We start from the raw sequence: 20813 nt of genomic DNA on the forward strand, positions 1-20813 counted from the left end.
GCGAAAACGTCATACGCGCGCAATCGATCCCCCGAGCGCGCGATCCGTCCTGACGGAGAATACGAGCTCTTCGATCGCCAGTGCCGCTTCACGCGCCCCATTGGCAAAAACGATGCGACCTGCTCGCGTGCGATGCTGGCCAAGAAAATCCTCCGACAAGGCAAGTTCGATCACCTCGTGCGCTCGCTCGACATCCACCGATCTCAGACATAGCCCCAATCCGGAGCTTTGCGCATAGGCGGCTCTGACGGCCTGCTCGTCCATCTCGGGCGCCTCGTTCGGAACGAAGATTGCCGGGATGCCGCCATAAATACATTCATGGAAGCTGTTGTAGCCGGCATTCGTGATTATCAGGTCGACAGCGTTGAAATATCTGGCGATCGGGTAGATCGCCTTCTGGAGGGTGCCGCCGATATGGTCTTCTCGCTTCGGCGCGAGAGGATTAACTGCATCGATAACCTGGACGCCATGTTTTAGCAGCCCGCTTATGATCGCCGGCCGCAGCCGGCTGACGTCGAAATTACGCTCCGAACCGAGCTGCACGACGGCGACAAGACCGGCCGGATCGGCACCGAGAGCCGATGCAGCCTCCAAACGCGGGAGCCTGTCTTCGTCGTCAACGAGGAGGATGGGAGGAACGCCGATCACGCCAGCGCGCAATTGCGCGGTGATGCCGTGGTCCTCGTCCGCGGCGAACTCGCCCGGCTCGATCACCATGTCGAACCGACGCTGTATCGACGGATCGAGACCATGTCGGGAAGCCCACATCCCACGGCGGATCCAGACCCAGTTTAGATCGGGACGGGCCGCCAGAACCTTTAGAAGACCGGGAAAGGGATGGTTGCTGTCGAAGACGACGCTGTTGACGGCAAACGCCTCGACGGCAGCCAGCAATTCCTGTGCGAAGACTTCGTTCCAGCTGTCGTCAGTCACACCGATCTTCGGGGCGGACGGTATATAGTCAACCGGATGCCCGCGTGCTTCGATAATGGAAGAGCCGGCCGACATTGTCAGGAAGACAGGCTCTATGTCAGACGATATGCGCTCGGCGATCGCCATCAATCGCGTAATGTGGCCAAGCCCTATGCCGTTTGTCGCAACAAACAGAACGCGCCGTCGTCCCATCGGCGACCGTTGCGATCTGTGCGGCCCGGAACGGACCGTTGCCCCCTCGCGCGACGCGGAGAAACCGTCACCATCGACGGGCTTTGCGACCACGGCAAGCGTGGGGGGCGCACAAAGCCCGAGGGCGTCATAGAGCGCACGCATTCTTTCCGGGTAGCGGCTCGTCGAAAACTTCCTCTCGACCAATGTGCGCGCGGCTGTCGACTGGGCGCTGAACTCCTCGGGAGACGCGAGATATCTCTCGAGAACGTCAGGTGTCTCCTTAGGCCGACAATAGACTGCACCGTCTTCGAACAGGTCCCGAAACGATGGATCCAGAATGGTCACAAGCCCGCTCGCCATCGCTTCGGCAATGCCGATGCCAAACGCCTCAATCCAACGTCGACTGTGAAAAAACACATAGAAATCTAGCTTGTTCAGAAACTGCGGCACACCGCTGTTTGAATAGGGTGAGACGTTCCAGTTGGATCCAACAAGAGGCACGAGCTGGTCAGGCACGCCGCCCATGACCTTCACCTGGACATTACCAAGATCGGGATAGGCTGCACGCAGTTCAGCCTCGGTGTCCGGCCATTTCAAGAGATCGCGACGCGAATGCCTGCCGATAATAGCCCGCTCGCGCGGCGGCGGCGCGGCCCTGTCTGGCCATTCGCCGAGGTCGATGAGGTTGAACAGATCATGACCCAAGAGCTGGGGCCTGCCGGCAACGATGTCTTCGAACTGATTGCGCACCTTGGGACCGACCGGAGCAAAGATGACGGGAGCCCCGAACATTCTCTCCAGGTTCCGTTTGACCACGTCGATATTGTATTGGGCATTTCCAGCCCCGTCGAATGGCGGGTGCTGGACCGAAAGTAGGACGACCTTCGATCTTATTCGCAGTGGCCGTGTCGGCATGTGCGCGAACGCCAGAGGATTATGCGCAAATAGAATGTCGCACTCGACTGTCTCCTCGCCGGTCAGCCACGGCACCTCCTGACGCTGGAGAACGTCGAGAAGACGTTCCTCGAACCGCCTGGAGCGGATGTCGGAAACGCCCAGAAATGGAAGGAGCGCTGTCGAGAGACCAAATTGCCGGGCGGCTTGGATCTCGACCCGCACCGCCGATGACGCGCCTCCATAAAATCGAGGATCGGCTGCATGGACAATATCAAAATGCATTAGAAAGCCAGATCGGGTCCACAGTGAGCTACCAGATTGAATTGCCAGTCTTCCGGCAAGCGCGTCAATAAGCGCTTCCGCTCCGACCGAAAGATGAGCTGCGATCGGAACCGCCAAAATTCCTGACGGCAACGGGTTTGGGATTGACCGACCGGGTGATCCTCGATGTCGCGACCGGGACATAGGAACTGTTCGGATACTGGCTGATGAAATTGCGATAGGCTTGATCGGTGTTACTACGCTGTGCGTTGCGCCAAGCCACGGTTTCCGCGCTGGTCGGTGCGCCCCGGTAACCGCTCATCATCGACGCCAGCGTCATGTTTGAGCCTTGAGACGTGCACGAAGCAAGTATCAGCGTTCCGAGGATAGAGATTTTCCGAAGCATATATTGCCCTCCCCGCAGCTTGTTCTTAGTAAGCAGTTTCAAGTTGTGAAAGTCAATGCCCGCAAGATGAAACCCATTATTTCTATGGTTCTGTCCAGATTTGACGGACTGCTCTGGCTTTTCAAGCACCAAATAGATGCACTTTTCAACCTTAAGATTGAGCCGCGGTTTGTCTTAAGTGTGTTCGTCTTTTCCGCTACGACAACTGCTCGGCAAGAAATTCCTCGAAGCCCAGCCCCAACGTGATCTCGCGCGAAATTGCCCATTTACGCAACATGAGGTCGTGACGCCTGCGCGCGTAGTCCTGATATTGGCCGGCCGAAAGCGACGGCAGGTGGCGCACCTGCGGAATAAATTCGACCGGCGTGTCTGCCTGGGACATCAGTTCCTGATGGAATTCGGAAAGGACGATGATCGGATATTCGTTCTTGGCTACGCAAATCCTTCGAACGGATTCGATGGCATCGACAAAGCCGTCCGGCGTTGGCCCGAGCCAGGTGACGAGAGTTCTGGATTTTGCGCGGTTCTGCGCGTCGGCGATCGTATAGCGGAGTTCCTCGGGCATTGCCTGCGCTCGCTTCAGAAAGGCAAAGGCGTCGAAAGGAATTCTCATTCTGAACAAGCTGCGCAAAGGGGTCGGCAAAACCATCTGGTGGGTCTCCGTGCAAAGGACCGGCTTGTTCGATATGCTGGCAATCTCGGTTGCCTGTCTGAGGCTGCTCTCGATGAAGATTTCAGCATCGCTCTGCCGATAAAAGGCGGCCTTGAACCCTGCATGGATGCCGCGCCGCCGACGCTCCGTCGCGGTCGGCAGATCGAGCATGACGAGCTTGCCGTAATCGATTGCATTTGTGCGAAGCCATGTTTCGGTCAGGGACCGATACTTTTCCAGGCGGCTCGTAACGAGATAGGCGATGAAACGCGTCGGTTTGTGAAGCGCGCGAGCATTTCTCAAGAAGGAGTCATAGGTCGGACCATCGTCATTTTCCGCCTCTGTCGGATCGAGGCAGAGCACCCCGTCGATATCGACGCATGCCTTCGACAACAGTCCATGATGCATGAAATTCCACTGGAACAGCCTGGGCTGTTCAACCACCTCGAATATGAAGTCGACGCCCTCAACCCTATCGCCCAGGCCATAGACTGCTGCAAAGACAAATTGAGCGGGGCTTTCGCATGCCAACAACTTGGCTTTGGCTTGCCGCATGGCCCCACCGGTATTGATGCTGTCGTCGAGGACCAGCACCTTTCGAACGTCTGATGCGCCCCTGAACGTAGCCGTATTCTTCGTCGCGCCGAAGGAATAAACACGGCCTTCCACGAAGCTGTCGAGATCGGTCATCGGCAGGTTGGCGACAAGACCCAGCATGTTGGCGGCTAGCAAGCCGCTGCGTGGAATGCCGACGACCAGGTCGATATCGCGAGGCAGCATGTGCAACCCGTTGACGATCGCTCTGTGAAGATCCGATATCGAGCGGTACTGCATCCGCTTTTCGATGCTCCATTGTTCACGTCAGTTGCGCGGCTGTCATTTGCCGTTCTGCTCCACAAAGAGATCGACCTGCGCTTCCATTTTTTGCCGCGTTGCAGCGTCAAGCTTTTTGCCGATTGCCGCGCGCGCCTCATCTGCCCGGTTAACGCCAAGCTTTTCCGCCAGTACGCCATAATAATATGCAAGCGGCACATCCGCCTTTCCCGTGAAGCTGCCCTTGTCGTAGCCGAAGGCAAGATCAAGGTTGGCGAGTTCAAGACCACGGTCGGCCGACAGCTTGAAGAGGGAGAGCGCGCGGTTTCGATCGGCAGGAAGTTTATCGGCGCCTTTCAGGTACAGCCTTGCGGCATAGTAGGGGGCGTATTTGTTGCCCATGTCCGTTGCCTTCAGCAGAGTCTCCAGGCCGCGTGCGGGATCTTTCTTGATGCCCTCTCCGCTGATGTAGGCCTGACCCAGATTTGCCATGGCGTCGATCTGGCCCGTGTCGGCTGCCGCAGTGTAAAGTGCAACGGCCCGCGTGGCATCCTGCTTTACACCCGTGCCCAGCCTGTAGCAGTCACCCAGCGCCGTGATTGCGTTGGCCCAACCACTGGATGCGGCAAGACGATACCAGAGAACCCCTTCTTCTGGCTCCTTCGAGACACCCTGGCCAAGAATATAAGCGGTGCCGACATTTGTGCGTGCACGCAGGTTGCCCATTTTTGCGGCCGCCATGTAGTAGGAGAGGGCTTGATCGTAGTCGACCTTGCGGCCGATTCCCATGCGAGCCATGTAGCCGAGATTGACGAGAGCGGCGCTATACTGGTGACCGCCGGCGATCTTGTAGAAATATTCCGCCCAATTGTACCGACCGGCGATCTCGAGAACACGACCAAGCTGATATTGCAGTCTTGCGTTGTTCGGATCTGCAGCAAGCGCAAAGGCGCAGGCCCGTAATGCGTCGCGCACATTGACGAGGCCATTGCTGACCCCTGGTACCTGTCGCTGGGGATCGTTCGGGTCGGCACCGTAGAGATCGCAGTCGGTGACAAGACTGCGCATCCCGCCGGCCACCTCGGGCAAGACGCTTGGCCACATCCGGAATGTTTCGCTCACCGCTCGCTCGCCGGATTGCTGGAACACGAATTCTTTGGCCTCGGCGTCGACTGCGCTCGGCGCCTGACTGGCAATGGAGGAAGCCACCAAGCTTTCGCGGACATAGAGCCCGCGTTTGGAAAGGGCGGCAACCTGGACACGGCTCTTTTCTTCCGCCTCCGCCGCATGCGCGCTGTTGGGAAAGATTTTGGCGAAGCGCTCGAAATCAGCAGGATCTGGACTATCCTTAATGAAGGTCCAAAGTACCTCGTCGATATCAACCGGACTAGACGTTTCCGTGGGCGGAACGACAGGGTCTGCGTTGAGAACGGCTGCCTGTGGCCGGAACACGAACCGTGTTTCGATCGAGCCGGTGATCCACGGTATTTGGGCATTGCCGGTGGCTTGCCTGACATCGCCGCGAACAGTTCGAAACGTGTCGTAGACATCCAGATTCGGTCGCTGCAGGGCATTGGCGAGCGCCGACGAATAGGGGCTGTTCAGCCCAGTACCATCATAAGCAACTTCACCGGCGCTGGTCGCGTAAGCCATCAGGACCTGTCCGCTGCCGGCCTCGGTATCCGCCAGCCCCTGATGAAGACCCTCGAAATTTGCAGCCGGATTGTTGCGGCACGCATCAAGAATGAAGAGCTTCAGTCCGACTGGATCGTCCTTGACAATATCGATGAGGTCGTTGAGGGCGACCGCATCCGCGACGACTTTTTGCGCCGAGCTGGTATCGACATCCACTGGCAGCAGCAGATTGCGGCCACTTGCCTGCAAGGCGTGGCCGGCATAGTAGAACACGGCAATGTCGGCCCCGATCAGATGGGTCCGGATGGTCTCTTTCAGGTCTTTGACCGCTTCTTTCTTCAGATCGTAAAACAGAAGGACGTCGAAATTCAATTCAGTCAGGGTATTCGCGATCAGCTTGGCGTCGTTGTGAGGATTGCTCAGCGGCGCAAAGGGATAGTCACTGTTACCGATGACGATTGCAGCGCGCTTCTCTGCGTGAGCAGGTGACGCCAAGATTTGAAACGCGATTAGCAGAAATAGGCAGATGAGGAAACGTGGGCCCCGCCCCTGCGCAAATGTGAACACCATCACCATCGCTCCCATGGAAAGGCCGTGCCCGACTCCATCGGTGCAAAGCCTCAAACGTTGCTTGTCCGCCTGCCACCCGTACGATCGAAAATAGGAAGTATATTTTTCGCTGAAATATCCGCTAATTTACCTGTTTACACACGAAGCGATAGCCTTTCTGCAATACATAAATCGATCTGCCGCAATTGCTGAAGTTGACAAAGATCTCCTTCGCGTGCCGATCGTGGAAAGTGAGCCTCGATTCGACCAGTTGATCGCATAGACGTTCAGAGCTCCATATGGGTGGTTGGTGAACTATCCGGAGGGACGAAAACAGACTTACCTCTGATCGAAATCGGCTGTTCTCTGTCGAATTTCCCGTTGCAGGGAGCAAGGCGGGGGCCTGATGGCGTGATCGAGGCGATGCGCAGCGGCGCGCGCAGCCAGGCAAGAAGAAAGCGTCGTCGATCGAAACGTGGCATTGGACCTTCACAGTGGCTGATTGATCCCACCCATGAACCGGCTCAACATTGCAACAGTCTGTCATGTCGCATTCACGGTGACGCAGGCGAAGATTTTTATGCCTGAGAGGTGACCTTCCGCTGCGCTGTTCTGAGCCCCTTCCAATCGATCCAGCCTTTGATTTCGGCGGCAATCGCCTCGGGCTGGTCCTCGGGGGCAATGTGGCGCGCTGGCCCGCAGCCCCTGATTTCCAGGCCGGCGATGGTGTCGCGGCACCACGAAATCATCTGGCTGCCGATCAATAGCGCTTCGGCAGGCCCGTCGAAGGTCAGCAGCAGCTTGGGAATTTGGGGACTGGCAGCAAGCCAGCGGTCATAGGCCTCGATCCTGGCGACGACATCGGCCGGCTCGCCGTTGATCGGCATGGCGCGCGGCCATTCCAGCAGCGGGCGCCGGCTGTCGCGGTCCGGATAGGGGGCGCGGTAGACGTCCCAATCGGCATCGCTGAGCCCTTTCAGCGTGGTCGCGCGCAAGGCCTGTTCGATGAAGAAATTTTCGTCGAGGACCTTGGCCTCGCCGGTTCCCGTACCCCGCAACAGTTCATAACGGGCTTTTCCGCCGCCTGGCAGATCCTGCCAGCTCATCGGCCGCAGGATGGTTTCCATGAAGGCGATGCCGCGCACCCGTTCGGCGTGTCGTGAAGCCCAGTCGAATGCCAGCGCGCCGCCCCAGTCGTGGCCGACGAGCACGACGTCGTCGAGGTCAAGCGCATCGAACCAGGCGTCGAGATAGGCGATGTGATCGCCATAGCGATAGCCGATATCGGGTTTGCCGGATCGTCCCATGCCGATGAGATCGGGCGCCAGGCAGCGGCCAGGCCCGATAACGGGCATGATGTTCCGCCAGAGATGCGATGAGGTGGGATTGCCGTGAAGGAAGACGATCGGGTCGCCCTCCCCCAGTTCCTCATAGGAGATGAACGAGGTGAGAATATCGATGGTCGGCATATGGAGCTCCGCGCTTTCGTGCTATATAGGCAGGCGACTGTCCATTTATCATATAGACAGTTACCTGTCTATATTGTTGCGCGGGGTTTCATGTCGTCTTCTTCCCTTGGCCTGTTGTTGCGTCTGGTCCATCAGCATTGGACGCAGGCCGTCGAAGCGGCACTCGATGAGGCCGGCTACGGCGATATCCGCCCACCGCATGCCAACGTTTTCACTTTCGCGCGGCCCGAGGGCATCCAGGTCAGCGAGCTGACCAAGCTCGCCCGGGTGCGTAAGCAGACGATGACGCAGGCTGTCGAAGAACTCGAGCGCCTGGGTTATGTCGAGCGCCGGCCAGATCCGAACGATCGGCGCGGCCGGCTGGTGTTTTTGACGGAAAAAGGCCAGGGGGTCAGGCCGATAGCAATGGCGGCGGGCCGGCGCGTCGATGAAAGTTGGGCCGCCTTGACCAGCCCGCAGCAGATGGATGATCTGCGGACAGCACTCCGGCGGCTGCTGGAGCAACTGCAATAGCGAAGCGGGGCTGGCTTGAGACGACCCTTTCCACTTAACCGTCGCACGACCGAAGGAAAATTCATGCCGGGTGACAACAGCAAGGGCGCCGAAGAGGATGTCGTCATCATCGGCGCCGGTGCCGCCGGCATCGCCGCCGCCCGTCGCCTGCAGGCAATCCGCCCGGATCTTTCCATCCTCCTGCTTGAAGCCGGCGATCGTCTCGGCGGGCGCGCCTGGACGGTCGGACTGCCTGACGCCGATGTCGCGCTCGATCTCGGCTGCGGCTGGCTGCATGGCGCGCGGACCAATGCCTGGACTGCGATCGCCGGCGAGGTCGGACTGACGGTCGACCGTACGCCGGCACCCTGGAACGATGGCGGACGGCGGCTTCAGCGGGATGGCGCGGAGGCCCATGCCGCAAGGGAGGCGATCGGCGCCTATTTCGAGCGCCTCGAGAGCCATGAGGGGAATGACGCAGCCATGGCCGAAATGCTCGAGCCCGGCAACCCCTGGAATGGTCAGATCCGGGCGATCGGCACCTATATCACCGGTGCCGAACTGGAGCGGTCGTCGGTCGTCGATTACAACAGATACGATCCCGGCTCCGGCCCTGACTGGCGGGTACGCGAGGGCTATGGAACGCTGGTCTCGCTTTACGGCAAGCCGGTTCGGGCAAAGCTCGGCACCGCGGTGACGCGCATCGACCATCGTCACGCCGGCCGCATCGGCATCGAGACGAACCAGGGTGTGCTGAGTGCCCGCGCGGTGCTGGTGACCGTTTCGACGAATGTGCTTGCCGCCGGCAAGATCGCCTTCGACCCGCCTTTGCCGGAGAAGATCGAGGCCGCAGCCCGTTTGCCCCTAGGGCTCGCCGACAAGCTCTTCCTGAGGCTCGCAAATCAGGAGGCGCTGCCGGCGGATACGCATATGCTCGGCTCCACCGGTCGCGGCGCAACCGGCACCTATCAGCTCCGGCCGTTCGGCGCGCCCGTCGTCGAGGCCTATTTCGCCGGTGACCTCGCGCATGATCTGGAGCGGCAAGGCAAAGAGGCCGCCTTCTCCTTCGCCGGAGATGAACTGGCGGCACATTTTGGCGCGGATATCCGCAAGGAATTGTCGGTCGCCGCAATGTCGGCCTGGGCCGCAGCGCCCCATATCGGCGGCTCCTATTCCTATGCCGAACCCGGCGCCTCCGATCTGCGCGGCCGTCTCGCAGCGCCGCATGACGAGCGGATCTTCTTTGCCGGCGAGGCCTGTTCGAAGTCGCGTTATTCGACGGCGCACGGCGCCTACGAGGCCGGCGTCGCCGCAGCCGATCTGATCGCCGGCTCGTTTTCGCAAAATCCGTGATCCTCGCCGGCCGCGACGGCAGGAATATTTTTTTCTCACTTGTCGCGCGGGCGGGATTGGTTATGCTCCCCCCGGCCCCTGTGCTCCCAGCTTGGGGCGCTATACGTCATCCGGCGGCAAGCGGCCGCCTCAAGCACAATATTGTCATTGATTGCAGGAGCCCCGGCTTCTACCCCGACCGTTTGCGTGTCGGCTGCGGGTATCCGCATGAGGAGGAAGAAATGGACTATCGCAAGCTCGGTCCCAGCGGGACCGTCGTCACCGCCTATTGCCTCGGCACCATGACCTTCGGCGCGGAGGCCGACGAGGCCGCCTCGCACAAGCTGCTCGACGATTATTTCGCCTGGGGCGGCAATTTCATCGATACCGCCGATGTCTACAGCGCCGGCAAATCGGAAGAGATCATCGGACGCTGGCTGAAGGCTCGCCCAACCGAGGCCCGCCAGGCGATCGTCGCCACCAAGGGGCGCTTTCCGATGGGCAACGGACCCAACGATATCGGCCTGTCGCGCCGGCATCTCGGCCAGGCGCTCGACGATTCGCTCCGCCGTCTCGGCCTCGAGCAGATCGACCTCTACCAGATGCATGCCTGGGACGCGCTGGCGCCGATCGAAGAGACGCTCCGTTTTCTCGACGATGCGGTTTCCTCCGGCAAGATCGGCTATTACGGCTTTTCCAATTATGTCGGCTGGCACATCGCCAAGGCCTCGGAGATCGCCAAGGCGCGGGGTTATACCCGCCCGGTGACGCTGCAGCCGCAATATAACCTGCTGGTGCGCGACATCGAGCTCGAGATCGTCGCAGCCTGCCAGGATGCCGGCATGGGCCTGTTGCCATGGTCGCCGCTCGGCGGCGGCTGGCTGACCGGCAAATACAAGCGCGATGAGATGCCGACGGGCGCCACCCGCCTCGGTGAAAACCCCAATCGCGGCGGTGAATCCTATGCGCCGCGCAATGCGCTGGAGCGAACCTGGGCGATCATCGGCGTCGTCGAGGAAATCGCCAAGGCGCATGGCGTCAGCATGGCGCAGGTAGCGCTCGCCTGGACGGCGGCGCAGCCGGCGATCACCTCAGTCATCCTCGGCGCCCGCACGCCGGAACAGCTCGCCGACAATCTCGGCGCCATGAAACTCAAGCTCTCCGACGACGACATGGCGAGGCTCAATGAGGTGAGCGCGCCTCAGCCACTCGACTACCCCTACGGCAAGGGCGGCATCAACCAGCGCCACCGCAAGATCGAAGGCGGCCGCTGAACCTTCCTTCAGCTCTGATTGAACGAACCCTGTCCGCTTCTCGCCGAAGCGGACAGGATGTCCCAGGTTCAGGATGATCGACCGGCGCCGGCTCGCGTCACGACTGACTGCTGCCTCGGTTTCCTGCAAAAGCGGCCGTCAACCCGAGGCCGATCAGCAAGGCCCCGCTGACATAGCGTTCGGCTGTGAGATAGCGGCGATTGCGCCTCAACCAGTCGCCCGCAGTGCCGGCCGCGAATGCGTAGCTGCCGTCAGTTATGATGCCGAGACAGGTGTAGATCAGACCCAGGAACGCGATCTGCATCGCTGCATGACCCCGGTCCACCTCGACGAACTGGGGCAGGAAGGCAAGAAAGAAGAGCGCGGTCTTGGGATTGAAGAGATTGACGACGAACCCGTCGCGGAGAAGGCGCGCGTGCCCGAACGCCTTCAAGCCGGTCTCGGTGCCGGGAATCTCGCTTCGGCCGAAAATCTTCTTGAGCCCAAGCCAAATCAGATAGGCAGCGCCTGCATACTTGACCGCGCTGAACGCCAGAGCCGATGAAGCCAGGACTGCCGATAAGCCCAACGCCGCGACGATGACATGTACCAGCGTCGCGGCATGGATGCCGAGAATCGAAACAAAGCCGGCGAGGCGGCCCTGCTCGACCGAGCGGGCAAAGATGTAGAGAACCGCCGGCCCGGGAATCAGAAGCAGGGCCAAGGAAGCGCCGATAAACAACCAGATATTGCCGAGGGTTGGCATGATAATCGCCCCGCTCCTGTTTTCCCCATCGCCTTGCGGGCGCATCGCCGGAGCCAGCCGTCGTCACCCGCAAGAGTAGACAGTATTCACATAAGCAAACCCTGCTGTCTTGAACGCTATAAACCTTTCGCATAATCGGCGGGCGTCACGCCCGTCGTCTGTTTGAACAGGCGGGAGAGATGGCTCTGATCGGCGAAGCCGACCATCTCGGCTACTTCGGCCGGCGGCGTGCCCAACCGAAGCAACTGCCGCGCCCGGCTCAGTCGCAATTGCCTCTGATAGGCATGCGGCGGCAGCCCGACAGACGAGCGGAAGGATCGGACGAGATACACGGGATTGAGCCTGACCAGCTGGGCAAGATCGGCAAGGGCAATACGCCTGTCGTAGTTGGCGTCCAAAAATTCGCGAATGGTCGTGACGTGCCGCGGCTCGCTGCCTGCTTCGATCCTTGCGTGCGGCTGCCCGGAGTAAGTGGCCAGCGCCGCGAGCCCGCTCGTCAGCAGCGTCTCGGCTTCAAAAGCGTCATCGTCAGTTTCGAGATATCGATGCGCATTGCCAAGGCTTTGGAAAAGCTCGAGGTCGCCAAGGCATAACAACCGCTCGAACAGCGCTAGGCGCGTCGCCCCCGGGTCGAGCGCCGCGTACTGCAAAAACGCAGGCGAAACGAACAGGCAGCGGTAGTTCAACGCCTGTTCGTCGGCCGGCAGGCACATGTGAACGACGCCGGGCGCAAGGACATTGATGTTGCCTGGTTTCAGGGCCACCTGAGGCTGACCATATTGGAACGCCATTGTGCCGCGTTCGTGGAGATGGATTGCGTAAGCGTCGTGGAAGTGCTTCGGAAAGTGATGCTGCGTTCCCGACGCGCGCAGCAATTCAACTCCGGCTAACGCGTCGTTTCGCCAGATTCGAATGCGTCCCGCATCCTGCTTCATCCGCACCATTCGATAGTCTTCCTACAGACCGTTCCCCCCTTCAAGCAATTTCCATGACAATCTTGCCTGCGCCGCTGGAGTCGTAGATCGAAAAATTTCCGCACCCAGTTCATAGAAGAGGAGCAGGTTAAGCTCACCGTGATGATCAACATCATCAATGGCTGGAATCGCATCGCTGTCGGCTTCGGCCTCTATGTCGACGCGGCCGCCATCAAGGCCGCCAGGGCTTCGGCCGCCTGACGCCACGACCGTCCATGAAAAAGCCGCCCTGTTTCCATGGCGGCTTTTCGGCCTTTGTGCTTGGGAGGCGATTCTAGGCCGGAAGCTGGAAGATCACGTTGGCGATCAGGACGATCGCCAGGCCGCCGGCGAGCGCGAGGTAAGGCAGGATGCCGGCTTTCTTGACGCCGAGATCCTGGCCGACGAGGCCGAGATCCTCCATCGCGCCGGCTGGGAATTTACCGCCGTCGCGCACATAGTGGCGATAGGCAAAGACCGGCAGGATCAGGGCGGCGAAGATGAAGCCGACCCAGAGCGCATTGGAATAACCCCAGACCTTGGCACCGGCGCCGAGAAACAGTGCGTTGACGAAGGCCAGCACGGTGTTGAGGCCGATCAGCCACGTCGGCGCCTTCCAGGGGCGTTCGATATGACCGGAATCCATCCGGTGGATCCAGCCGGAATTGAGGTTCAGGAAGTTGAAGATGATGTAGCCGACATTCGAGACGGCGAGCACGAAGAAATAGCCGCCGACATCCGAGGCGATCGCCAGCAGGAAGAGATTGAAGGCGAAATCGGTCCACATCGCCCGCGTCGGCGCGCCGTGTTCGTTGACGTGGTCGAGGTATTTTGGCAGCCAGCCGTCCTTCGAGCCCTGGTAGAGCGTGCGCGAGGAGCCGGCCATCGCCGTCATGATGGCAAGGAAGAGTGCCATGATCATCAGTACGACGAGCAACTGGGTAACGACGCGGCCGGCGCCGATCAGGCCGCCGAGCGCTTCGGCAACACCCGTGCCATCGACGATGCCGGGGGCCAGCATGCCTGCATGGCCGAGAACGCCCTGGAAGGCGAACGGCACCAGGAAGAAGAACAGGCAGCAGGCAAGGCCGGAATAGAAGATCGCCTTGAAGGTGTCGGTCTTCGGGTTCTTGAGTTCGCGGGTGTAGCAGACCGCCGTCTCGAAGCCGTAGGTTGACCAGGCGGCGATATAGAGGCCGCCGAGGAAGAGCGTCCAGCCGCCGTTGCTCCAGGTGCCGTCGACAGCGGCATAGGCGGCTGTCGGCGGCACGAGACCGGTGACGTTGGTGGCAAGGATCTGGCCGCTGACGATCGGATAGAGGCCGATGATGAGCAGCGGCACCAACACGATGATTGCCAGCCACTTCTGCACGCTTGCCGTTTCCGAAATGCCGCGATGCTGAATGGCGAAGATGATCAGCATCAGGATGCCGCCGATGAAGAAGGTGGCGTTGATATTGGCGGTGGCAAGGAAGGGAATGCTGAAGCTGAAGAGCGACCAGCTGCGGATCGCCGGCGTCAGGGCAGCGACGCCGTCGGTGCCGAGCAATGCCTTGACGGCGTCATCCGGGGTGGTGCCGGCATGGGCTGCGATATATTCGGCGACGCGGGGGCTATCGGCCGTGACGGAAGCGGCATGCGCGGAGATCCAGTCGAGGACCATCTGCGAATCCGCCGCCGGAATCGGGTAGAATGCGTTGAGGATGTAACCGGCGGCGATGGCGCAGCCGAGCGACAGCACCGGCGACCAGGCAAACCAGTTGCACCAGACCGACAGCGGCGCGATGAATTTCGAATATCGCAGCCAGGCGGTGGCGCCATAGACCGAAGCGCCGCCGGACTTGTTGGCGAACATGCCGGCGATTTCGGCATAGGTGAAGGATTGCAGGAAACCCATCACCATCGAGATGATCCAGACGACGAAGGCGAGCTTGCCCGTCGTGCCCGCAATGCCGCCGATGGAGAAAAGAACGAGCGGCGGCACGCCCGCAGCCACCCAGAATGCGCCCTTCCAGTCGAGCGCGCGTACAAGCTTACCTTCGGTGCCGGATGCAATCCCGGCCTCCACAATGTCTGTCATCGGTGAAATTCCCCATTCTATTTGTTCCGGACGTATCTTTGTACGTCTCCCTGAACGTGTCTCCCTGACAGTCTCAAGCCCGCCCGGATGATTTTGGCGATCCGCGTTCCCGACGGATTCCCCGAGTCTCAACTCTTTATGCATAGTGAAGATATTTTCTTTTTAGTCAACTCGACTTTACTTTCCTGGGGCATTTTGTAACCTGTATGGGTGGTGCCCGAGGGCATGCTGGATCCCCAAGAGGGCGCAATGCGAGAACTTCATCCTGCTATGACGGGCCTGCGACCGGCGGCTCCGAGCCTCGTGCACTATCCCGGCATTCCCACCCTGCCGGAGGGAACCGAGCGCTACAGGGCAAAGGGCGGCGGATCGGTCGTTATGCGCGTCGAGCCGGGCGACCACGTCAGCGTTATCGACAGCGAGGGCGGACAGGTCTGCGAGATCTCTTTCCTCGATGAAAAAGGGCGCTTCCTGGCCGCCGGTCTCGGAGCGGCATTCAGCAATTCGGCCGAAGGTTTGAAGGCCATACTTCAGGCAGAGGATGAGAGTGCTGCCCGCACGCGTGCAGCACTTCAGCGTCGCGGCGCCGATCTGGCAGTGGCCGGCGCGCTCAGCATCTTCGGGGCCGGATCGACGCCGGGCAGCCGGGCGGAATTCACGATTTCGCTGAAGGGCCTGCTGATCGTTGCAGCACCCGCTGGCGCCATGTCACCGGGGGCGCAGGATACGGCGACGCCGATCGAGATCAGGATCAAGCGCAGTCTGCTGATCCGCGATTATGCCTCTGCCCTGCCGGAACCGGCCGCCGATCCCGTCGAGGATATCCGCATCCGGGCGGCGACCGCCGCGGCCTATTTCGTGCGGGCCGGCGAATTCATCCAGATCATCGATGTCTATGGACGCCAGTGCACCGATTTCCAGGCTTTTGCCGCCCGCAAGGTCGATAAGGGTCTCGATCTCGCGCTCGATTCCACCGTCACCCGCACGCTGCTGGGCCGCAGCTATCCGATGCCGGGCCTGCCCTCCAAGGCCTTCGACCGCGACTTCGAGCCGCTGGTCGAGATCGTGCAGGATACGGTCGGCCGCCACGACGCTTTCGCGACCGCCTGCAATTCGCGCTATTACGACGACATGGGTTATCCCGGCCACGTCAACTGCACGGATAATTTCAACGCGGTGCTGGCACCTTACGGTATTGCCGGCCGCAAGGGCTGGGAAGCGCTGAACTATTTCTACAACACCAACATCGACCACAACAACCAGCTCTACCTTGACGAGCCCTGGTCGCGCCCCGGCGATTACGTGCTGATGCGGGCGTTGACCGACCTCGTCTGCGTCTCCTCGTCCTGCCCTGACGATATCGACGCGGCGAACGGCTGGGATCCGACGGATATCCACGTCCGCACCTTTTCCAGAAAAGAGAAATTCTCACGAGCGGTAGCCTATCGCATGACCCCAGATGCCGACGCCGAACTGACGCGCGAAACCGCCTTTCATCCCCGCCTCTCCACGCTGACGCGGGACTACACCGAATATCGCGGCTACTGGCTGCCGAACCGCTTTTCCAGCGAAGGGCCGGTCGAGGAATATTGGGCCTGCCGCGAGCGCGCCGCCGTCATCGACCTTTCGCCCTTGCGGAAATTCGAGGTGACGGGGCCGGATGCCGAGGAGCTGCTGCAATATTGCCTGACGCGCGACGTGCGCAAGCTGTCGACCGGCCAGGTCGTCTATTCCGCCATGTGCTACGAAAACGGTGGCATGATCGATGACGGCACGCTATTCCGGCTCGGCGACAAGAACTTCCGCTGGATCGGCGGCGATGATTTCAGCGGCATCTGGCTGCGTCAGCAGGCCGAGAAGAAGGGCTTCAAGGCCTGGGTCCGCTCCTCGACCGATCAGATGCACAATATCGCCCTGCAGGGTCCGAAAAGCCGCGATATCCTGAAGGAGATCATCTGGACGGCGCCGCGCCAACCGACGATCGGCGAGCTCGAATGGTTCCGCTTCACCGTCGGCCGCATCGGCGGCTTCGAGGGTGTTCCAATCGTCGTCTCGCGCACGGGCTACACCGGCGAGCTCGGCTACGAGATCTTCTGTCATCCGAAGGATGCGCTGACAGTGTTCGACGCCGTCTGGGAGGCAGGGCAGCCGCACGGGTTGAAGCCGATGGGGCTGGAGGCGCTCGACATGGTCCGCATCGAGGCGGGCCTGATCTTCGCCCATCACGAATTCACCGACCAGACGGATCCGTTCGAGGCCGGGATCGGCTTCACGGTGCCGCTGAAATCCAAGCAGGACGATTTCATCGGCCGCGAGGCGCTGATCCGGCGCAAGGAGCATCCGCGCCATCTGCTCGTCGGCCTCGACATCAAGGCCAACGAGGCCGTCGGCCATGGCGATTGCATCCATATCGGCCGGGCGCAGGTCGGCGTTATCACCAGCGCCACGCGCTCGCCGATCCTCGGCAAGACGATCGCGCTCGCCCGCATCGACGTGATGCATGCAAGCCCTGGCACCGAGGTCGAGATCGGCAAGCTCGACGGCCACCAGAAGCGCCTGCCGGCGACGATCGTGCCGCTTTCGCATTACGACCCGCAGAAGACGCGACCGCGCTCGTAATGCCTGCTTTTGAGGTCGAGGCCGGCGATCGGTTTCTCGCACTGTTGACGAAGCCGCACGTTTTAGCGGCGGCACGCAATGCGATGGAGATGCAACCTTATATTGAGTGCGCGGCCCTGAAAAACTAAAAGTTGACAAATTTGGGTTGAATGACTATATCTCGGTAGTCGATATTGCTTGTTTGACTTTTGTTATCGCACGCTGGCAACGTGCCCTGGACGAACTTCCCTCTTCAAAATCGAGACCATCATCCGTCGTGCTTCCGCACGTGCGGTCGTTCAATTGCTATGAAAGGGTTTGTTATGACCACTGGCACAGTTAAATGGTTCAATTCCACCAAGGGCTTCGGCTTCATTCAGCCTGATGACGGCGGTGCTGACGCCTTCGTCCACATCTCTGCCGTCGAACGCGCTGGAATGCGTGAAATCGTCGAAGGCCAGAAGATCGGCTACGAGCTTGAGCGCGATAACAAGTCGGGCAAAATGTCCGCTTGCAATCTCCAAGCTGCCTGAACTGACATCTGCTTTCCTTTGACCGCGGATGTACCGGCACTGTCGAAAGCATGATACTATTGAGGTCAGGCACGTTGCCTGGCCTTTTTTGCTGAGTCGGCCAGCGGGCTGCTGTGCAATTCCTTAAACGCGGAATCGATTTCAGGAATTATGCAGTAATTCAAAGTGTTACAGCGTCCTTTGCGCGTCTGAAAAACGCGCGGCGCTGTAATAAAATCCGGGATGAAGATGACAGAGACACACAGCAAATCACGCAAGCAGGCGGAGATTGCCTTCGGAAACGTGCAATCGCAGTTCTTGGAGCGAAGCCGCGCGGTCGAAGAGATCGACTCGACAGTGCGAGCCCGCGAGGAAAAAACCTTGCGGTTACGCGAGGCCCGTGAGGCCAAGGAATTGCAGGATCGCTTGGCAGCGACGACTGCGCCTGCCGCGAAGCGGAAAAAGAAAATCTGACCCTGCTGCATAATTCCTTAAATCGGATTCGATTTCAGGATAAAACATGCGGCAGTTCAAAATATTGCAGCGTCCTTTGCGCGTCTGAAGACGCGCGGCGCCCTAGAACAGGATGATTTTAGGCCGGGATCGGCCTAAACTCTGAATCCTGTTCTAATTAAAGAGTTAGAGCATGATGTCGTCCGAAAACCGCGCACACTTTTCGGCATCATGCTCTAGGGTCGAAGTCAAACAGTCAGGAAACAGATTTGAAAAACGCCAGAAACAACGAGCTTTCCGATCGCCGCAGCGCAGCTGCCGAAGCCAAGGCCGCTCTCCTCAACGCGTATCGCACCGCCAAGGATACGGCCGAACCCACAAGGCTGGCAAAGCAGGCGGAGCGTCAAGCCATTGCCGCAGCCAGGGAAGAACGGCGTGCTGCGCGAGAACGGCTGAAGCTTGAGGAACTGGAGCGGGCTAAAGCCGCGGAAGTCGAGCGTCAGGCCGCCGCCGAAGCCGCAGCACGCGCCGATGCCGACGCGCGCGAAGCGGCTGACAAAGACCGGATCGCCCGCGTGATTGCGGATGAAGCCGCCCGAAAGGCCGAACGCGACCTGCGTTACGCCAATCGCAAAGCCAGAAAGTCCTGACCGTCAGCGCTGCCTGTTGTCGCAACAGGCAGCGCGCTGTCTATCAAGCGGCCTGCACGGCTGCATTCAGCGGGATTTCGACGTCGATCTCAAGGGTCGAGACGTACTCGTTGCGATCGATCGTCACCTGCACCTTGTCGTGGTCGAGCTGCACGTGCTTTGCGATCACCGCAAGGATTTCCTCGCGCAGCAGGGAGACCAGGTCCGACCCCGCCGAGGAACGTTCATGGGCGAGAAGGACCTGCAGCCGTTCGCGGGCGGCCGGTGCGGTTCTCTGCTTGTTGAAAAGACGGAAAATATTCATGCCGCCCTCCGTCCGAAGATCTTGCCGAAAATGTTCCTCTTTTCCTCTGGGATCGCGATCGGCACCACCTCGCCGGCGAGCCGGCGAGCGGCGTCGAAATAGGCCATCGCAGCCGCGCTGCGACTGTCTGCCAGCGTGACCGGTGCACCGATGTTGGATGCCCGCAGAACGTCCATGCTTTCGGGTATGATGCCGAGGAGCGGGATGGACAGGATCTCCAGGACGTCGTCGACCTTGAGCATGTCGCCGCGTTCGGCGCGATTGGCGTCGTAGCGGGTGAGCAGCAGGTGCTTTTCCATCCGCTCGCCGCGCTCGGCCTTGGCGGTCTTGGCATCCAGTAGGCCGATGATGCGATCCGAATCGCGCACCGACGAGACCTCGGGATTGGTGACGACCACGGCAACATCGGCGTGGCGCATGGCAAGCGTTGCACCGCGCTCGATCCCGGCGGGGCTGTCGCAGATGATCCAGTCGAAATAGCGCTTCAGGTCGTTGATGACGCGCTCGACGCCCTCGGCCGTCAGATTGTCCTTGTCGCGCGTCTGCGAGGCCGGCAAGAGGAACAGCGTCTCCAGCCGCTTGTCGCGGATCAGTGCCTGGGTAAGCTTGGCGTCGCCCTGGATGACATTGATCAGGTCGTAGACGACCCTGCGTTCGGCGCCCATCACGAGGTCGAGATTGCGTAAGCCCACGTCGAAATCGACGACGACGACTTTTTCATTGCGTTGCGCCAGCGCCGCTCCTAATGCGGCGGTCGAGGTCGTCTTGCCGACCCCGCCCTTGCCTGACGTGACGACGATCACTTTCCCCATCATTGTCTCTCCTTTGCCGTGGCCCCAGTAATTCAAAGTGTTAAAGCGTCCTCTTGCGGCTCTCGAAGAGACGCGCGGCGCTGCCGTCAGATCAGTCTCTCTGCCATGATCGCGTCGTCCTCGAGCCAGAGCTGAACAGCCTGTCCGCGAAGATTAGGGGCCATGTCTTCCGCCATTTTGTAGATGCCGTCGATTGCAACCAGCTCGGCCTCGAGCTTGCGGCAAAAGATCCGCGCCGATGCGTTTCCGATGGACCCTGCCATGGCTCGGCCACGCAAGGTGCCATAGATATGGACGGACCCGCCGGCGATGACCTCGGCACCCGAGGCGACCGAACCGATGACGGTGACGTCGCCTTCCGGAAAGATCACCGATTGCCCCGAGCGCACAGGCTCCCGGATGACGATCGATTGCATGGCCGGGCGGGTCTCTGCCACTGCCGGTTTGCCGGGCGGATCGACAGGCTCCTTTGCCTGAACCTCTATATCGGAAACCGACCGACCGCCCTTGAGCGCCGGCGGCATGCCGGATCCGAGGATGGAAGGCCGCGCGCCCTCGATGCCCATGATGCTGACATTGCGCTTGGCAAGTTCAGCAATCAGATCCTTCAGCTGCGGCCGGTCGATTTGCAGGTCCGTCAGGTCGAGCACGACAGGCCGTCCGAGGAAGAAGCCGGCCGAACGGGCGGCCAGATCGTCCAGCCGGATCAACCAATCATCGATCGGAAGATCCGGGGACAGCATGACCGCGAGGAAAGAGCGGCCCTTGATGCGGATAGAGCGAGCGTCTGTTAGCACTTTGGTCATCTATGTGAAGAAA

The 20813-nt window shown here is 60.4% G+C and carries 18 protein-coding genes and 1 pseudogene; 8 read left to right on the forward strand and 11 right to left on the reverse strand.

Annotated features, from left to right (window positions below; genetic code table 11):
- Positions 1 to 9: 9 nt before the first annotated feature.
- The 5 genes from ACD590_RS32360 to ACD590_RS32380 all read right to left on the reverse strand — a co-directional run bounded on the left by ACD590_RS32360 (position 10) and on the right by ACD590_RS32380 (position 7789).
- Positions 10 to 2226 (reverse strand): glycosyltransferase, encoded by a 2217-nt coding sequence (locus ACD590_RS32360; protein WP_439004197.1) that lies wholly within the window; start codon positions 2224 to 2226, stop codon positions 10 to 12.
- A gap of 124 nt (positions 2227 to 2350) precedes the next feature.
- Positions 2351 to 2803, reverse strand: a complete 453-nt coding sequence (locus ACD590_RS32365) for a hypothetical protein (protein ID WP_245509964.1) — start codon at positions 2801 to 2803, stop codon at positions 2351 to 2353.
- A 64-nt stretch (positions 2804 to 2867) separates the two neighbouring features.
- Complete coding sequence (locus ACD590_RS32370; protein ID WP_131605579.1) at positions 2868 to 4157, reverse strand: phosphoribosyltransferase family protein; 1290 nt, start codon at positions 4155 to 4157, stop codon at positions 2868 to 2870.
- A 42-nt stretch (positions 4158 to 4199) separates the two neighbouring features.
- Positions 4200 to 6341, reverse strand: coding sequence for a caspase family protein (locus ACD590_RS32375; protein WP_439004198.1), 2142 nt, complete (start codon positions 6339 to 6341; stop codon positions 4200 to 4202).
- 557 nt (positions 6342 to 6898) lie between these two features.
- Positions 6899 to 7789: a haloalkane dehalogenase gene (locus ACD590_RS32380; protein ID WP_439004199.1), complete on the reverse strand. Its 891-nt coding sequence runs from the start codon at positions 7787 to 7789 to the stop codon at positions 6899 to 6901.
- Between ACD590_RS32380 and ACD590_RS32385 the strand changes: the two genes are divergently transcribed.
- The 3 genes from ACD590_RS32385 to ACD590_RS32395 all read left to right on the forward strand — a co-directional run bounded on the left by ACD590_RS32385 (position 7790) and on the right by ACD590_RS32395 (position 10887).
- Positions 7790 to 8302 carry a MarR family winged helix-turn-helix transcriptional regulator gene (locus ACD590_RS32385; RefSeq protein WP_210068254.1) on the forward strand — a complete coding sequence of 171 codons (513 nt, stop codon included), beginning with the start codon at positions 7790 to 7792 and terminating at the stop codon, positions 8300 to 8302. It begins immediately after the preceding gene.
- Positions 8303 to 8365: 63 nt separating this feature from the next.
- On the forward strand, positions 8366 to 9634 hold the full coding sequence (locus ACD590_RS32390; protein ID WP_439004200.1) for a flavin monoamine oxidase family protein: 1269 nt from the start codon (positions 8366 to 8368) through the stop codon (positions 9632 to 9634).
- Positions 9635 to 9855: 221 nt separating this feature from the next.
- Positions 9856 to 10887, forward strand: coding sequence for an aldo/keto reductase (locus tag ACD590_RS32395; RefSeq protein WP_439004201.1), 1032 nt, complete (start codon positions 9856 to 9858; stop codon positions 10885 to 10887).
- A 97-nt stretch (positions 10888 to 10984) separates the two neighbouring features.
- Here the strand turns inward: ACD590_RS32395 and ACD590_RS32400 are convergent, their stop codons facing one another.
- Both ACD590_RS32400 and ACD590_RS32405 read right to left on the reverse strand, forming a co-directional pair.
- Positions 10985 to 11632: a LysE family translocator gene (locus ACD590_RS32400; RefSeq protein WP_018246127.1), complete on the reverse strand. Its 648-nt coding sequence runs from the start codon at positions 11630 to 11632 to the stop codon at positions 10985 to 10987.
- A 116-nt stretch (positions 11633 to 11748) separates the two neighbouring features.
- Positions 11749 to 12576: a helix-turn-helix transcriptional regulator gene (locus tag ACD590_RS32405; RefSeq protein ID WP_131605586.1), complete on the reverse strand. Its 828-nt coding sequence runs from the start codon at positions 12574 to 12576 to the stop codon at positions 11749 to 11751.
- 90 nt (positions 12577 to 12666) lie between these two features.
- Here ACD590_RS32405 and ACD590_RS32410 point away from each other — a divergent pair.
- Positions 12667 to 12807 (forward strand): annotated as a pseudogene (locus ACD590_RS32410) (carboxymuconolactone decarboxylase family protein); the annotation flags it as partial.
- Positions 12808 to 12880: 73 nt separating this feature from the next.
- Here ACD590_RS32410 and ACD590_RS32415 read toward each other — a convergent pair.
- On the reverse strand, positions 12881 to 14665 hold the full coding sequence (locus ACD590_RS32415) for an APC family permease (protein ID WP_018246130.1): 1785 nt from the start codon (positions 14663 to 14665) through the stop codon (positions 12881 to 12883).
- A 249-nt stretch (positions 14666 to 14914) separates the two neighbouring features.
- Between ACD590_RS32415 and ACD590_RS32420 the strand changes: the two genes are divergently transcribed.
- The 4 genes from ACD590_RS32420 to ACD590_RS32435 all read left to right on the forward strand — a co-directional run bounded on the left by ACD590_RS32420 (position 14915) and on the right by ACD590_RS32435 (position 18878).
- Positions 14915 to 17284, forward strand: a complete 2370-nt coding sequence (locus ACD590_RS32420) for a DUF1989 domain-containing protein (RefSeq protein WP_439004202.1) — start codon at positions 14915 to 14917, stop codon at positions 17282 to 17284.
- A 302-nt stretch (positions 17285 to 17586) separates the two neighbouring features.
- Positions 17587 to 17796 carry a cold-shock protein gene (locus tag ACD590_RS32425; RefSeq protein ID WP_003548109.1) on the forward strand — a complete coding sequence of 70 codons (210 nt, stop codon included), beginning with the start codon at positions 17587 to 17589 and terminating at the stop codon, positions 17794 to 17796.
- A 228-nt stretch (positions 17797 to 18024) separates the two neighbouring features.
- Positions 18025 to 18249, forward strand: a complete 225-nt coding sequence (locus ACD590_RS32430; RefSeq protein ID WP_026188733.1) for a hypothetical protein — start codon at positions 18025 to 18027, stop codon at positions 18247 to 18249.
- Between the two features lie 248 nt (positions 18250 to 18497).
- The gene (locus ACD590_RS32435; protein ID WP_018448669.1) at positions 18498 to 18878 is read left to right on the forward strand and encodes a DUF6481 family protein; all 381 of its coding nucleotides are present in this window, start codon (positions 18498 to 18500) and stop codon (positions 18876 to 18878) included.
- Positions 18879 to 18921: 43 nt separating this feature from the next.
- Here ACD590_RS32435 and minE read toward each other — a convergent pair whose 3' ends face one another.
- From minE to minC, 3 genes are all read right to left on the reverse strand, one after another.
- Positions 18922 to 19182, reverse strand: coding sequence for a cell division topological specificity factor MinE (minE, locus tag ACD590_RS32440; RefSeq protein WP_003574994.1), 261 nt, complete (start codon positions 19180 to 19182; stop codon positions 18922 to 18924).
- A complete protein-coding gene (gene minD, locus ACD590_RS32445; RefSeq protein ID WP_025397600.1) occupies positions 19179 to 19994 on the reverse strand; it encodes a septum site-determining protein MinD in 816 nt (271 codons plus the stop codon). The genes minE and minD overlap by 4 nt, the downstream gene beginning before the upstream one ends.
- 86 nt (positions 19995 to 20080) lie before the next feature.
- Complete coding sequence (gene minC, locus ACD590_RS32450) at positions 20081 to 20800, reverse strand: septum site-determining protein MinC (protein ID WP_439004203.1); 720 nt, start codon at positions 20798 to 20800, stop codon at positions 20081 to 20083.
- Positions 20801 to 20813 lie beyond the last annotated feature (13 nt).

The organism is Rhizobium sp. 862_C5_N1_2 (assembly GCF_051811205.1).
Lineage (GTDB): Bacteria > Pseudomonadota > Alphaproteobacteria > Rhizobiales > Rhizobiaceae > Rhizobium > Rhizobium leguminosarum.